General features: G+C 41.7%; 13 protein-coding genes. 1 reads left to right on the top strand and 12 read right to left on the bottom strand.

The genetic code is table 11. The features are described 5' to 3' along the window. Nucleotides 1–17 precede the first annotated feature (17 nt). The 7 genes from T541_RS0104535 to T541_RS0104505 all read right to left on the bottom strand — a co-directional run bounded on the left by T541_RS0104535 (nucleotide 18) and on the right by T541_RS0104505 (nucleotide 6,139). On the bottom strand, nucleotides 18–689 hold the full coding sequence (locus tag T541_RS0104535; RefSeq protein WP_026651563.1) for a methyltransferase family protein: 672 nt from the start codon (nucleotides 687–689) through the stop codon (nucleotides 18–20). A 27-nt stretch (nucleotides 690–716) separates the two neighbouring features. Continuing rightward, nucleotides 717–1,181: a GNAT family N-acetyltransferase gene (locus T541_RS0104530; protein ID WP_026651562.1), complete on the bottom strand. Its 465-nt coding sequence runs from the start codon at nucleotides 1,179–1,181 to the stop codon at nucleotides 717–719. A 24-nt stretch (nucleotides 1,182–1,205) separates the two neighbouring features. Continuing rightward, nucleotides 1,206–1,796 carry a nitroreductase family protein gene (locus T541_RS0104525; protein ID WP_026651561.1) on the bottom strand — a complete coding sequence of 197 codons (591 nt, stop codon included), beginning with the start codon at nucleotides 1,794–1,796 and terminating at the stop codon, nucleotides 1,206–1,208. A 148-nt stretch (nucleotides 1,797–1,944) separates the two neighbouring features. Next, nucleotides 1,945–2,400 carry a hypothetical protein gene (locus tag T541_RS0104520; RefSeq protein WP_026651560.1) on the bottom strand — a complete coding sequence of 152 codons (456 nt, stop codon included), beginning with the start codon at nucleotides 2,398–2,400 and terminating at the stop codon, nucleotides 1,945–1,947. 68 nt (nucleotides 2,401–2,468) lie between these two features. After that, the gene (locus tag T541_RS0104515; protein ID WP_026651559.1) at nucleotides 2,469–2,963 is read right to left on the bottom strand and encodes an HAD domain-containing protein; all 495 of its coding nucleotides are present in this window, start codon (nucleotides 2,961–2,963) and stop codon (nucleotides 2,469–2,471) included. A gap of 56 nt (nucleotides 2,964–3,019) precedes the next feature. Then, complete coding sequence (locus T541_RS0104510) at nucleotides 3,020–4,927, bottom strand: M13 family metallopeptidase (protein ID WP_026651558.1); 1,908 nt, start codon at nucleotides 4,925–4,927, stop codon at nucleotides 3,020–3,022. A gap of 177 nt (nucleotides 4,928–5,104) precedes the next feature. After that, a complete protein-coding gene (locus T541_RS0104505) occupies nucleotides 5,105–6,139 on the bottom strand; it encodes an HD domain-containing phosphohydrolase (protein WP_026651557.1) in 1,035 nt (344 codons plus the stop codon). A gap of 15 nt (nucleotides 6,140–6,154) precedes the next feature. Between T541_RS0104505 and T541_RS0104500 the strand changes: the two genes are divergently transcribed. Next, complete coding sequence (locus tag T541_RS0104500; protein ID WP_026651556.1) at nucleotides 6,155–6,736, top strand: Hpt domain-containing protein; 582 nt, start codon at nucleotides 6,155–6,157, stop codon at nucleotides 6,734–6,736. 6 nt (nucleotides 6,737–6,742) lie between these two features. Here the strand turns inward: T541_RS0104500 and T541_RS0104495 are convergent, their stop codons facing one another. From T541_RS0104495 to T541_RS0104475, 5 genes are all read right to left on the bottom strand, one after another. Beyond that, nucleotides 6,743–8,047, bottom strand: coding sequence for an ABC transporter substrate-binding protein (locus T541_RS0104495; RefSeq protein WP_026651554.1), 1,305 nt, complete (start codon nucleotides 8,045–8,047; stop codon nucleotides 6,743–6,745). Between the two features lie 56 nt (nucleotides 8,048–8,103). Continuing rightward, entirely contained in the window at nucleotides 8,104–10,611 is a 2,508-nt protein-coding gene (locus T541_RS20535) for a response regulator (RefSeq protein ID WP_051538089.1), read from the bottom strand. Nucleotides 10,612–10,743: 132 nt separating this feature from the next. Then, nucleotides 10,744–11,499, bottom strand: a complete 756-nt coding sequence (locus T541_RS0104485) for a class I SAM-dependent methyltransferase (RefSeq protein ID WP_026651553.1) — start codon at nucleotides 11,497–11,499, stop codon at nucleotides 10,744–10,746. An 18-nt stretch (nucleotides 11,500–11,517) separates the two neighbouring features. Continuing rightward, nucleotides 11,518–12,522, bottom strand: a complete 1,005-nt coding sequence (locus T541_RS21595; protein ID WP_197025137.1) for a Type 1 glutamine amidotransferase-like domain-containing protein — start codon at nucleotides 12,520–12,522, stop codon at nucleotides 11,518–11,520. A 23-nt stretch (nucleotides 12,523–12,545) separates the two neighbouring features. Beyond that, on the bottom strand, nucleotides 12,546–13,478 hold the full coding sequence (locus T541_RS0104475) for a hypothetical protein (protein WP_026651552.1): 933 nt from the start codon (nucleotides 13,476–13,478) through the stop codon (nucleotides 12,546–12,548). Between the last annotated feature and the right edge of the window lie 8 nt (nucleotides 13,479–13,486).

The following is a 13,486-nucleotide window of genomic DNA, read 5'->3' as shown; positions in this document are numbered from 1 at the left end:
CTCTTTTATCTAATTTACTACCAGATTAAAGGAATCACCTTATTCTTCACCTTTTTCTTGTAATCGGAATAGCCTTCAAGTCCCTCTTCTAAGACCTTCTCCTCATTACGAATGCGCTTAGCGATTATTGGAATATAAACCAGCATGATAACGAAGGATATGATTGAGCCAAGTATCAACGGCATTGATAAGAACAATACCAGTGTAGCCATGTACATTGGATGACGAACTATTCCGTATAGCCCTGTATCTATGACTTTTTGATTTTCCTGAACCTCCACAGTTCTTGAAAGGTACACGTTTTCCCTTAGAACCTCAGCGTAGAGTGCATAAGACAGAAGGAAAAGAACTGTTCCAACGTAAGTCACTATATCCGGAAGCACAATCCATTTGAATCTAAAGTTAAGGCCAGCGACTACGAAAGCTGCTAGGAACATAAGACCGCTCAGGATTAAAACCACCTTCTGCTCAGATTGTTCCTCTTTTGCATTAAGTCTTTTCCTAAGAAGCTCTGGACTCTTTGCCATCATAATAAGTCCTGCTACAAACATGGGAATGAATAAAACGCCCATAAAGAGCCATCCCTGCCAGTAAGAAAGCGTGCCTGCCGGCAGGAATATCAGTACCCCCAAAAGCACTACTCCAAATAGAAACTTAGTAATTCCCTGAATAAATAGTTCTTTAGTCATAGCTTCCCCCTCTATCTAAAGCGCAAATCAGGATAACAGTTCCATATTTATAGACTTCTCTGTGAAGCCGCATTTACTATACATTTTGTAGGCCGCTTTGTTCTTGGCGTTGACCTGAAGCTCTATACCATCAGCGTTTGTTTCTTTTTTGATCTCTTTTACCTTATCAAAGAAAAGATGCCCTATTCCCTGACCCCTGTAGTTCTCATCCACAGCCATACTGTCTATGAAGATGATGTCTCTGGTCACGTGAGCTGGCGTTTCGATGTGCTTATGGTTTATCTCCAAGACCCCCACCACTTTGTCATCTATTGTGGCCACGTATAGATTCCCGCTGCCTACCATGAGCTTAAATATATCTTCGGTAATCATGTCCTCGTTGGGTCTATATATGTCTGGTCTCCATTCCACGTGCATGTTCTGGACCTGATTCATGATTCTTTTTACATCTTTGTAGTCTGAGCCTTGCGCATTTCGAACTTCATATTCCATATTTCTATCCTACTCTTTATGATTTCATCTAAACTCAACGATTTCGTCTAAATTCTTTCTAGGTCTTGGGTTTGGTGACTCATCTGGAAGACCAAGTGATACTGCTCCAATGAGCTGACCTTTGATTCCGAGGAAATCTGAAAGCTCCTTGTATGCAAAGCAGGTGTTGGCAATCCAAAGAGTGCCGTAGCCTAGCTCTGTAGCTGCAAGAAGGAGATTCTGGATTGATGCACCGATCGAGAGTGTATCGCAAATCTCAGTGATCCTGTCATCTGCGCTGATAGGCTCAAATGGACTCTGGCCATTAGTGTTCTCAACCATGATAAGGACTGGTGCCTCTTTCATAATGCGAAGAGTGTTGAAGGCATCAGGAAGGCCACCATGGGACTCGGGAAGTGTCTGATGCTCATCGCGTTCTCTGACAAGTCCCTTCTCCATTATATCAAGAACCTGGTCCTTTGAAGCACCTTCAAAAACTATATACTTCCAAGGCTGTCTGTTCTTGGCTGATGGAGCAAGAATTGCTGCCTCAATTATTTTCTTGATATCTTCTTTGTTAACAGCTTCTTCCTTGTACTTTCTGATGCTGTGTCTTTCTGTAATCTCTTTTATCATGTCATTTCCTCCTGCTGTTGAGATTATTTAGGCAAGTCCTAAGTTCTTTTCTAACAGCTTCATGGTATCTTCAATGCTTCTATTCTCATCGCGGTAGATTACATTGAATCCGCTATCACGCATGTGATCATAGCTTTTTTGTTTAAACTCAATTTCTTTTATTCCTCTCTATATAATCGTGATACATGTCGTAAAAATGCGGATCCCATATAGTTTTTCCGCTTTGGACATGACATATATCATTATGGATTTCAGATTTTATCAGTATCTCTGCCCCTGTCTTCTTAGAGACAAATAGAAAGAACTCAATCGCTTCGTAGATAAGGTCCGATAGATCATCTTCCTCTTTATCTATTCCGACACTAATCATCTGACTGTAATCAAATTCTGCGTCAGTGATAGAAGAATCCCAATAGGATTTATTGTTCACAAAATACACAATGAACCTTTGCTCACCGCCCCGAAATGCACCAGAAAGAATCGTATTTCCAAATGCCTCCAACTGCTTTAAGTCATATTTCCAATATTCAGATATTAATCCTTGAAGACTATCCTGGGTTAATTCACTTTCTGCAAACAGTGCATCTATGTCTATTGTGGACATTTTTCCTCCTCTATACCGATGTCGCCATATGCTCTTATATCGAAATCTACATTGATTTTTAACTACATTTACGCAAGCATAATTACTGCGTTCTCAACGTCCCCTTCAGACAGACCAACCTCAGCATCGGTCTGGATCTGGTGCAGACGTATCTCATCGTTGTGAAGATCTAGATCGTCAATTACTATCCATTTGGTAAAAGAGCTATTGTCTTTTAACCAAGTTAAGATTTCCTGTGCTTTAACAAGACTGAATTTCTTAGTGCGTCTAATCTCTTCTGTGGTAAGATCCGGCGTTACACCATGAATCTGCACATCCTCGTTCTTCAGTGCATTTACAAGAAATTCTGCTTCACGACGCAAAGGGTTCATTGCTTCATCAAACCACATTCTCCAGCCTGAGTGAAGTATGACTTTAGAGTCAGTTCTTTTAACAAGGTCTGCAAAGAGCTTTACCTTGTCTAAATCCACAAGCTTACCTTCACTAATCTCACGGCTGTGACTGTTGTCCCAAAACTTGGAATTAAGGACGCCGTCGATATCTAAAAAAATAACTCTGTCCATAGTTCTTTTCCCTATCCATTGAATTCAAAATGATACACTGACCCCGTCCCCCAGGCTCACCAGATGCTGATGCGCTTCTCAGGTGCGATGTACATCTGATCCTTGTCTGTTACTCCGAAAGCCTCGTACCACTCAGCAAAATTCCTTGGTGGAATGTTGGCACGAAGTCCCATTGGAGAGTGTACGTCATTGGCAAGAAGATACTGAATGAACTCTTCTTTGGCTTTCATACACCATACTCTTGCCCAGTTCTTGAAGTATTCCTGGAAATCAGCATTTTCTGTGTTATGCATGATCTCAAGTGTTACGCCAACGCCGCCATTATCTGCAATGTTCTCGCTGACAGTGAGCTCTCCGCTTACCTTTCCGCCGTGGTATTCCATTCCGTCAAACTGTTCAACCATGTCCTTTGTCAGTTTCTCAAAGGCTTTGAAATCTTCATCAAGCCACCAGTTAGACAGATTTCCCTTTTCATCAAATTTGGCACCATTATTGTCAAAGGCATGAGAAATCTCGTGACCGATGATTGCACCAATTCCGCCAAGGTTCTCACTATCAGACTGTGAAAGTGAGTAGAATGGCTTCTGAAGAATTGCAGCAGGGAAGGTTAAGTCGTTACATGTAGGATTGTAGCAAGCATTTACCATATGACCTGGCATAGCCCACTCTGTGCGATCTACAGGTTTATAGAGCTTATCGAGCTGATCTTTATTCTTAATTGCGCTTACCTTATATACAGCATCATAGTATGAGTCACTTTCATCAAATACGAGCTTTGACCAAATCTCTTTTATAGAATCTGGGTAACCCATCTTGATCTCAAGGGTAGAAAGCTTTTTGATAGCCTTTTCCTTAGTTACCTCGGCAAGGAAGGAGTTCTTTTTCATTCTGACCTTGTAGGTTTCGATGATTCTTTTAACCATATCTACAACGTCCTTCTTGGCCTCTTCACCAAAATAGGTTCTTCCGTAGTATATTCCAACTGGGTCAGCATAAAGAGTTTCTGCTACTCTGTATGCCTCTTTTTCAATTACAGGGTCAGAATCAACTCCTAAAAGAGCCCTGCGGAATGTGGTTCCAAGAGTTTTAAGTTCAAGAGAAAGACACGCAGTTGCTTTCACAAGAGTCTTCACATAGAGCCAGTGAGTGTAAAGCTCAAAGTTCTCATTGTTAAAGTAGCCGTTCATCTCCTTGATTGCCTTAGGATCATAAACGATAAGAACTGATGGAGCCTTGTCTCCATAGAGGTCCTTAAGGACTTTCTTAATGTCAAAAGGAGCTACAAACTTAGCCACTTCGTCTGTGTCCATTGGGTTCTGATTCTTGTAATACTCAGCCCACTCAAGCTGACTCTTAACCTTCTTTGCAATAAGAGCATCGTAAGCAATTGTATCCTCAAGGAATTTCTTTTGCTCATCCTCTGTTAATGGAGAGAACTTAAGGATCTTACTTGCCATGTCCTTGTATACTTCAAGGAGCTGCTTACCGGACTCATTGTCATCCGCATAATATGTTGTATCAGGAAGAATAATGTCTGGACCAAGTACGATAAAAGAATTCTTGGTAGCATCCGCCATATCAGTATCTACGCACATCTTGATTGGAAGAGGCAAATCGTCAACAAGAAGCTCTGTTGCTACTTCGTTAAGGTCTTCTACTGTCTTAAGATTCTTGATCTTGTTAAGAAGAGGAAGAACTGGCTCGATGCCTTCACTATTTCTTCTTTTCTCGTCTATTCCCTTTTTGTAAAGAGATATAGCATATTTCATCTCTGGAATATCTGTAGTCTTTGTGCCCTCTGCGAAAGCCTTGAAGTCAGCCATCATGATCTTTTCAACTTCCTCATCAAGGGTATTGAAACCTCCTGTCACTGGTCTGTCATCAGGAATTACGGCATTCTTAATCCACTCTCCGTTGACAGCTTCGTAGAGATCATCTTGAATTCTAACTGTTGTTTCACCCATGTAAAAAAATATCCTTTCAAGTTATTTATCGCTTTAAACCATTGAAGAAGATTATAATAAAAAGATAGCCAAAATACTAGTGTTTTTCAGCATTTCGACTATCTTTTTGATCTTTTTTAATGTTATTTCGCCAATCTGGTTCTTATATATGATTTTCAGTGATATTCTCTTGGATTTTTAGATCAAATTATTATTAAGCTTATCTCTCATAAGATATTCCTTATCCTCATCTATCATCTTAAGCATAATGTCCGCAAACTTAGGATCGAACTGGCTTCCCTTACCATTTTCAATCTCGGTTCTAACCTTCGCCTGAGGAATGACCCCTCTATAGCTTCGGTTACTGGTCATGGCATCGTAAGCATCGGCTACAGCGATGATTCTGGCTTCTTCAGGTATATCCTCACCGGAAAGTCCCTGTGGATACCCGGTTCCATCATATCTTTCATGGTGCCATTTAGCTCCCGCCGAAAGCTCTGGCATCTCCTTAATATTACTAAGGATCTTGCCTCCTATTCCCGGATGCTTTTTGATGCAGGCAAACTCTTCTTCCGTAAGATGCCCTGGCTTATTTATCACTTCATCAGGGACGCCAATCTTTCCAACGTCATGAAGAAGTCCCATCATGAAGATTCGCTCCTGCCTCTTCTCGTCATAACCATATCTTGCCGCTATCTCTTTTGAATAAGCTGCCACTCTTCCGGAATGACCTTTGGTATAGTTATCCTTAGCATCAATGGCATCAGCAAGACTCTCAACCACGTGTAAAAAGAGATTCTCATTTTCCCTGGTCTTCTCTTCAACAACGCCTTCAAGATCCCTTTGAAGCCTGATCAGTTCCACCGCATGCTTAACTCTTAGCACCAGGACGCTGGTCACAAATGGTTTTCTGATAAAATCCATGGCGCCAAGGGAAAGACCTATTGTCTCTGTATCCTCGTCTTCATTGGCAGTCAGGAATATTACAGGTGTATCTCTCCAGGTCTTCTCGCTCTTTTTAAGCTCCCTAATAACCTCAAAACCGTCCATTTCCGGCATATTGATATCCATCAGTATAAGATTGGGAGCAGGATTGTCCTTACTATATTCAAAAAGGGCATTTCCAGACTTAAACACAGCCACCTTAAATCCAGCGTCTGTAAGAGTATTCCATGTCTTTTTAAGAATTATAGGGTCATCATCCACAACAATGATGTATGGTATACTATTCATGGAGGACTCCTTTCAATGAATATTAGTATCCCAGGTATTGATATAGAAAAGGCTATCAAAAACTCAGGCTCCGAAGAGCTTTTAACTGAGCTCTTTGGTGATGTTTATAAGCTCATGGACGAAAAAACTGCTTTGGTAGAAACTCTCCTAAGAGATAAGGACCTTAAGAACTACACTGTTCAAGTCCATTCCCTTAAGACTACCTGCCGCATGATCGGTGCCATGGACCTTGGAGAGGATTTCTTTACTCTCGAAAAGCTGGGAAAGGAAAACAATCTTGCTGAGATTGAAAAGCTCACCCCAGGCATTCTTAGTTCTTTTAAATCCCTTAAACCTTATCTTGAGCCCTTTGCCGCTAATAATAACGACGTTAAAAAGAGCTATGATAAATCTGCCATTTCAGTTATCTTACAGGAGCTCATTGCAGCAATAGATGACTTTAATCTTGGCGCCTGTGAAGAAGCAATGAATCAGCTCTTTTCCTTTGAATGTAATGAGGAGCTATCCAGCAAGTTAACTGAACTGGATAAACTCGTCACCAATCTTGATTACGATGAGGCAAAAGAGCTATCTAAACAAATATTAGATAGTCTATAAGCTGTCTCATTTTCCGGATATCGTTCCGTAGTTCTCCACCGCTTCATCCACAGTCATTTCGCCATTTATTACCTTAAAGGCTCCTGCCCTAAACTCTTTTACCGCAGTATCCAGTAGCGCTATGTCCCTAAAGCTGACTGATCTATCTTCAGGAAATCCTGACAAAGATCCATATACTTCATCCAGTGAATAATCCTTGGTAGGCGTTATAAGTCTCTTTTCCTGAGCCATAAGACCAAGCTCTTTTTCACTTGTAAGGAATCTCATGAATTCGTTGGTCATATCGAGGTTTGCGCTATTTTTATTAACGCTAAACATTATCGTCACTGAATCCATATAGTATCCGCCTTTGTCTCCGGAAGGAGCCACATAGAAGTCGTACTTAAATGGATTTGCTGAAAAGGCTTCGGACTTACTCTCGCGCTTCTTAGTTCCGGAAACAACGTCTCCAGAGCAGAGCATCATAGGCACATCGCCCTCAAAAAATCGCATGATCACAGCATTATAATCATCTTCAATTTCCGCTGAACACTTGTCTATATCTATGCAATCGCTATCCACAAACTCTTTTAACCTTGTTAGAGAAGCCCTCATGGCTTCGCCTGAAGAAGGCACAAGATTATTAAGATCCTCCTCTACGCTTCTGTCATCCTTCACCGCTTTGGCAAACATAGGATAAGCAAATGAATAGCCAATTCCCGGCGTTGTTGAAGTGTTGCTGCCCATAACAGGTGAATCGTAGCCTGCTGCCTTAAGCTTTTCACAGGTCTTTTTCAGTTCATCAAAGGTCTTTGGCACCTTCAGGTTTTCTTTTTCAAAGATATCCATGTTAACAAGCATTCCGTAGGAGGTGGCAAATATTGGAAGTGCGATAACATCTCCGTTATCAAGCTCCCATCTGACTCCCTGGCGGATGCAATCAAGGTTGATCTCAAGCGAAGGGTCAGATAGCACCTCAGCTCCTTCAAACAAGGAATCAAACCTCTCATCGCCATACATCCAAGGCTGAACAACAAAGATATCTGGCTGTTCCTCCCCTGCCAGCGCCTGACCAATGGTATTAATATAATCATCCAGATAGGTGTACTCGATCTCACCATTTGGATAGTGAACGTAGAACCTCTCGATAGCACTTTCCAAGGACTCAAAGTTAGAGTATGTGCCCACTATATATAGCTTATACTCAGTATCTGGTGAGTACTTGGGAGAAAACTCCTTGCTGGTCGTGCCACCTTGTCCGCATCCCATGGTGCCCAGTATCAGCAGTGTCACAAGGGCTGTAGATATGATTTTCCTGATGTTTTTTCTCATGTTCTCTCCTACTCCTTCCTGTATCTAATCAACTGCGAAGCATTCCTCGTCTAAAGTCACATGTTTGCAGTATCCGACTCGTTAAAGAACTCATCTATTTGCGATGTAATATCGTCGCGACTCATTTCTTGCAGGTTCTTTTGCATGATCTTTGATTCCTCGAAGTTGCCCGCGGCTTCGATATCCTGATCCATCAGTATCAGCTCAGCTTCATGCTTTTCAAGATACGCAAGAGCCTGCTCTTTTGATTTAACCACAACTACGTTATATCGATCTGGCAGCCATTCTTTTATCTGCCGTAAAAGAGCTATATCTTTTCCCACCACCAAAATACTGTGTTGGGGTTCGTTCTTCTCTTCTTCGGCAGTATCAGCAGGCTGCTCCACCAGATCCGGCGGCAGGTACTTAAGGAACATTGTTTCAAGCCTACTGGTATCAATAGGCTTAGTCAGATAGTCGTCAAAGCCTGCATTTATGTACATTTCGCGCATTCCAGACACCGCGTTGGCTGTAAGGCAGATGACTGGAGTCTTATGATTAGGCGTATCGCTGCACTCCTTCATTTCTTTTATGGTCTCGATACCATCCTTATCTGGCATCATGTGATCCAGGAAGATCACGTCATAGAAATTTCTTTTAAAAAGAGCTATGCAGGCATCACCACTATCTGCAGTCTCTATCTGCATCCTGGTTTTGCTAAGGAGGCTACTAAATACCTTAAGGTTGACCTCGTTATCATCCACCACCAGGGCTCTTGCCTTTGGCGCCACGAACTGCACCTTGTACTGCTTTCGCTCGCTAAGATAACGCTTGAAAGCGGTGTCGAACTCTCCGATTGGTTCCCACTTCACAACCTTTTGCTTAAGGTCAAAAGAAAACTCGGAGCCCTTGCCATATTCGCTTTGCACCTGAAGGTGGCTGCCCATCATATTGAGGAATTTCTGGGCGATGGCCATTCCAAGGCCTGTGCCTTCAATGTGCCTATTTTTGTCCTCATCGATTCTTTCAAATGCTGCAAATAATCTGTCCAGGTCTTCTTTCTTGATACCTACTCCAGTATCCTTCACGCTGACGTGAAGATTAACGTAATCGCTGGCATCTTCACATTTGCTACCTGATACTGAGAAAACAACGCTGCCTTCTTTGGTGTACTTAACGGCATTTGAAAGGATGTTAGTTATAACCTGCTTGATTCTTATCTCATCGCCGTGAAGAATTTCTGGAATATTGCTGTCCACATCAAGGTCGAAGGTAAGTCCTTTTTCCTCAGCGCCTCGCTGAACCATGTTTACAAGGTCATTCAAAAGAGATACAAAGTTGTAGTCCACCTCTATGATTTCCATCTTGCCAGCTTCTATCTTAGAAAAATCAAGAATATCATTGATGATTCCAAGAAGGGTGTTTCCTGCGGTCCTGATGTTCTCAGCATAGGTTAGGGTCTCTTCTTCATGGCTGTCCCTTAGAATCATTTCATTCATGCCTATAATGGCATTCATAGGAGTTCTGATGTCATGGGACATAGTGGACAGGAATAAGGATTTGGCTTCATTGGCCTGATTTGCTGCTTTTGCTGTAACAGAGAGTTCCCTGTTGTAACTCATAAGTACAAAAATATTGAAATGAAGCAGAATCATAAGACCCACAGATACAATTCCTAAGAGGATCCAGTCGATGGACCTGTTAACCGTTAGCTCTTTTGCCGGAATATAGGCCACCAGGAACCAGGAATCCAGACCGCTCAAAGGAGTATATGCTATTATGCTGTCCTCACTCTTGGAATTACGGATATGCATGGAACCAACGCCTGTGCGGATAGTATCTATTACCTTGCTGTATTCCTGAGTGGACATGGGGTTGTAGGATTTGAAATACTCAAATAAATTGCTGTTTTTAAGGGACTTGCCGTGGATCATGTAGTCTCCATCCCAGTCTATGATGGATAACTCCACATTTTCATACTCACCCTTTAGGAAAACCAGCTTTTGCTCAAGGCGGCTTACAGGCACAACGCGGATAATAAGCCCACCTCGCATAGCCCCAGTCTCATCATCCATGACCTTTACGTTGTTAAGAAAGGCTATGGACTGAACGCCATTAAGCGGGTTGGTATAAGCCCTTGTCAGGTTTACCACACCGTCGACGTTACTGATTTCAAGATTGTCAAAAATAGATATGTGGGAATAATTAACAGAATAATCCGACGGATCTGTAGCGCTGGCTGTTGTTGAAATGCCAGACATGGAGCCGTCATCAATATAGATAAGATGTCCTGATATTTCGGGAGAAATCTTGGCTTTTCGAATATAGGATATGGCCTCTTCAACGGTCATTGGAGTTCCAGTCTCCGCAGACCTGTTGATATAGTTAGCCCAGATATCGCACAGATGCTGCTCATCCTCCAGATAGTTGGCGATGATCTGCTCTGTTGTAGTTGTCATTTTCTCAAAAGACGCAATCGAAGAACTGTTTGATTCTGACGCTCTATCGTTGGCATATTTAACGATAATGAAGAGAATCAAACCTATTATCAAAACATTAATGATGATAATATATCTTTTCTTCAATCTGTATCCCCTGTAAATCCTAATGGTTGTAAACGCATGTATATGTTGTCTTGCGTTTACAAAGTCACATATTAATACAGATTAATTTTACCATTTTACGTACATTTATATTGTAAAAAAAGTATAAATGCTTTATCTTTTTATGGCGATCGCCGTGAATTCTCCAGGAAGCATCTCGTTTTCCCAGGATGGATGCTCATCAAATCTCTCTAGAGTGAAGCCATTTCCTATGATGGAATTGATGATCTCGCTGATAGTGTACTTTCTGTAATGGCACTTTGGAATCTGCTTGCGGATCTCTTCGTCGTAGAACCTTGCATGGGCCATTTCGCCTTCAAATATGTCAGTGGAGAAATAGCTCATTGTGGGCTGCTGCAGGCCAAGTGCATCTGAGATCTTGGTGAAAGGGTGGAAATCGCTGCAGATCATCTTTCCGCCTGGTTTAAGAAGGCTGTTCATTACTTTCATAAAGGCGTTTATGTCGTGGAAATAATGCAGGATTCCGCCTTCCATGAATACTACGTCAAAGAAGCCTTTATACTTGTTCATGTCGATTTCTAAGACATCGCATACTTCGTAGCCTATTTTGACCCCTGCTGCCTCTGCAGTCTCTACAGCATACTTCTTGTTCTCTTCTGAAATGTCGAAGACTGTAACTTCTGCGCCAAGAAGTGCCAGCGGAACCGCTTTTTTACCACATGATCCGCAGATATTGGCTACTTTTACTCCCTCGTAAGAATCAAAGTACTGTGCATATTGCTTGAGCATCTTTTCAGGATTTTCCTTGTCCTTCATAGCTCTTTCTGCAGGAGTTCCTGCTGTCCTTACCCAGAAATCATATGCGTCAAATTCCCAGGCCTTCTTGTGTCCTAAACTGTATTCGTTCATGCTATTCCCCTTAAATTATCAAGCTCGTGCTTGTTCTTTTCGTTCAAAATCCTGACAAATTGTTTCTTTCTTGCCCTTGGAAATATAGTAAATGTTGCCGTAAAACTCCTTATGATCTCCGTCACAAAGAATATAGCTATCATCCGTCATATAGTAGAAATCATAGGTGTTTGACAGTTCCAGCTTATCTTCTGCGATATCTCCCATGTCATAATGAGAAAATACAGTAATATCCACGCATCCAAGGCCCTTGTATATCTGCTGTTGATCATAACCATTACTTTTTGGACAAAGAACTGTCTTTCCTAAATTCAGGGTGCCAGCACTAACTCCCATTAACACCCCTCTATGCTCTCGTAACACTTTATCCAAGCCATACTCACAGATTGAATGATATTCTGTAGGAGTGTCTCCTCCAGAAATCCACACAAAATCTGCCTCTCGGACGGTCCTCTGAGCTTCTTCATGACTCATACGACCATCCACCACTGCCATAGTCTTAAACTCAAATCCTGCTTCCACAAACTTATTATAGAAAACCTTGGCGAACTTATCTGTCAGCTCGTAAGACTCAAAATATGATGCAATTATCACAAAGCAATCGCGCTTTTTTATAACTCGTCGAAGCATTTCTACAGTTCTTTTATCAAATGGGCCTTCATACATACTGGCCAGAATATAAGTTGGGGTTGGTACTGTTATTTCTATTCCAACAACGCCGTACTTCTCAATCTGCTCTTTCGAGTAGTACTTAAGCATATCGTCAGGATCAGCCTCTTCATTTTCCTTGTAGCCTATGGATAACTTGTCGTGATTTTTGTACAGCTCTGTAAAGTCAGTATATTTATAGAGATTTTTAACACTGCAGGTTATCTTTTCTTTTGTAGTTGTATTTGTAAACTCAATAATATCGTCAATTTTAATAGCTGCTCTTTTTTCGTCATTTAGACGCATCTCGATTGTTTTCCAGCCTTCTTTGATTGCGCAAAAAGAGTCATCCCATAAATTCATGTAGTGTGTCATTTTATGCCTCCCTTTTTATGAGATTATATTGTTTTTAATCCGTTTTTCCTTATGTCGTTTAGTTCTTCTGCAGTTAAGCAGCCGCACTGATAAAGACGCATGTATTCTTTTGAAACATCTGAATCAAAGATTAGAACATCATCAGAGTTTATTGTTACGTCTACACCGCTACGGTATAGCTTTGCTATAGGGTGTGATTTTAGCTCTTTTACCCTTCCAAGAAGGAAATTGCTGGAAGGTGTGATGTTGAGTCTGATGTGATTATCTACAAGAAACTGTATTACAGAGGGATCATCAGCTGCTGCAATGCCGTGCTGAATTTCATCAAGCTCAAGGATTTCTACTGCGCGGCGCACATCCTCTGCTGTGCCCCACTCACCAACGTGAGCCTTTAACCTAAGACCTTCTGCTTTGGCGCGCCTGTAGATGGACTTGAAATTCTCTATTGGCTGCGCCAGTTCATCTCCATATAGATCAATTGAATAGAAGGCTTTGCATCCCCAGAAATGTGACAGGCAATCCTCCAAGTAATCTATGTCGCAATGTCTGGACATTCCTATCTGTAATCGGAGCTCAATCTCGGGAGCAATCTCTTTATGAGAAGTTTCAAATGCATTCACAAGTTCATCTATGTTTCCATGAAAAAACTCACCAAGTCCCCAAACGTCTTCGCCAATTTCGAGAATGGTAACACCATCTTCTTTTACCTGCTCAAATGCAGCATTTATGAGCATTCTGCGGCCTTCGCTTGAGTTAAAGTAGTCACCTATATTCTGAGCATTCCAGGCGTGCATTTCATCCATGGAACTAAGAGGCCTAGTGATTGGATTAATTTCTTTTCCCGTGCATTCTCTTAAATATCGCCTGCTGCCACCAAGTACAAAGTGGTTGTGAAGATCTGCCTTGGGCACCCTGCGCAGGGCTTCAAGGTCACCATTAATTAGTGCTGAATTCATTACAGAAC

The organism is Butyrivibrio proteoclasticus P6B7, assembly GCF_000622085.1.
In the GTDB taxonomy this organism is placed as follows: domain Bacteria; phylum Bacillota; class Clostridia; order Lachnospirales; family Lachnospiraceae; genus Butyrivibrio; species Butyrivibrio proteoclasticus_A.
The sequence above is the reverse complement of the archived record's forward strand: the minus strand, read 5'-3'. Positions and strand labels throughout refer to the sequence as shown.

Bases quoted from the DNA above. Each gene is read 5' to 3' on its own strand.
- T541_RS0104535 (WP_026651563.1), bottom strand. From the start codon at position 689: ATGACTAAAGAACTATTTATTCAGGGAATTACTAAGTTTCTATTTGGA.
- T541_RS0104530 (WP_026651562.1), bottom strand. From the start codon at position 1,181: ATGGAATATGAAGTTCGAAATGCGCAAGGCTCAGACTACAAAGATGTA.
- T541_RS0104525 (WP_026651561.1), bottom strand. From the start codon at position 1,796: ATGATAAAAGAGATTACAGAAAGACACAGCATCAGAAAGTACAAGGAA.
- T541_RS0104520 (WP_026651560.1), bottom strand. From the start codon at position 2,400: ATGTCCACAATAGACATAGATGCACTGTTTGCAGAAAGTGAATTAACC.
- T541_RS0104515 (WP_026651559.1), bottom strand. From the start codon at position 2,963: ATGGACAGAGTTATTTTTTTAGATATCGACGGCGTCCTTAATTCCAAG.
- T541_RS0104510 (WP_026651558.1), bottom strand. From the start codon at position 4,927: ATGGGTGAAACAACAGTTAGAATTCAAGATGATCTCTACGAAGCTGTC.
- T541_RS0104505 (WP_026651557.1), bottom strand. From the start codon at position 6,139: ATGAATAGTATACCATACATCATTGTTGTGGATGATGACCCTATAATT.
- T541_RS0104500 (WP_026651556.1), top strand. From the start codon at position 6,155: ATGAATATTAGTATCCCAGGTATTGATATAGAAAAGGCTATCAAAAAC.
- T541_RS0104495 (WP_026651554.1), bottom strand. From the start codon at position 8,047: ATGAGAAAAAACATCAGGAAAATCATATCTACAGCCCTTGTGACACTG.
- T541_RS0104485 (WP_026651553.1), bottom strand. From the start codon at position 11,499: ATGAACGAATACAGTTTAGGACACAAGAAGGCCTGGGAATTTGACGCA.
- T541_RS21595 (WP_197025137.1), bottom strand. From the start codon at position 12,522: ATGACACACTACATGAATTTATGGGATGACTCTTTTTGCGCAATCAAA.
- T541_RS0104475 (WP_026651552.1), bottom strand. From the start codon at position 13,478: ATGAATTCAGCACTAATTAATGGTGACCTTGAAGCCCTGCGCAGGGTG.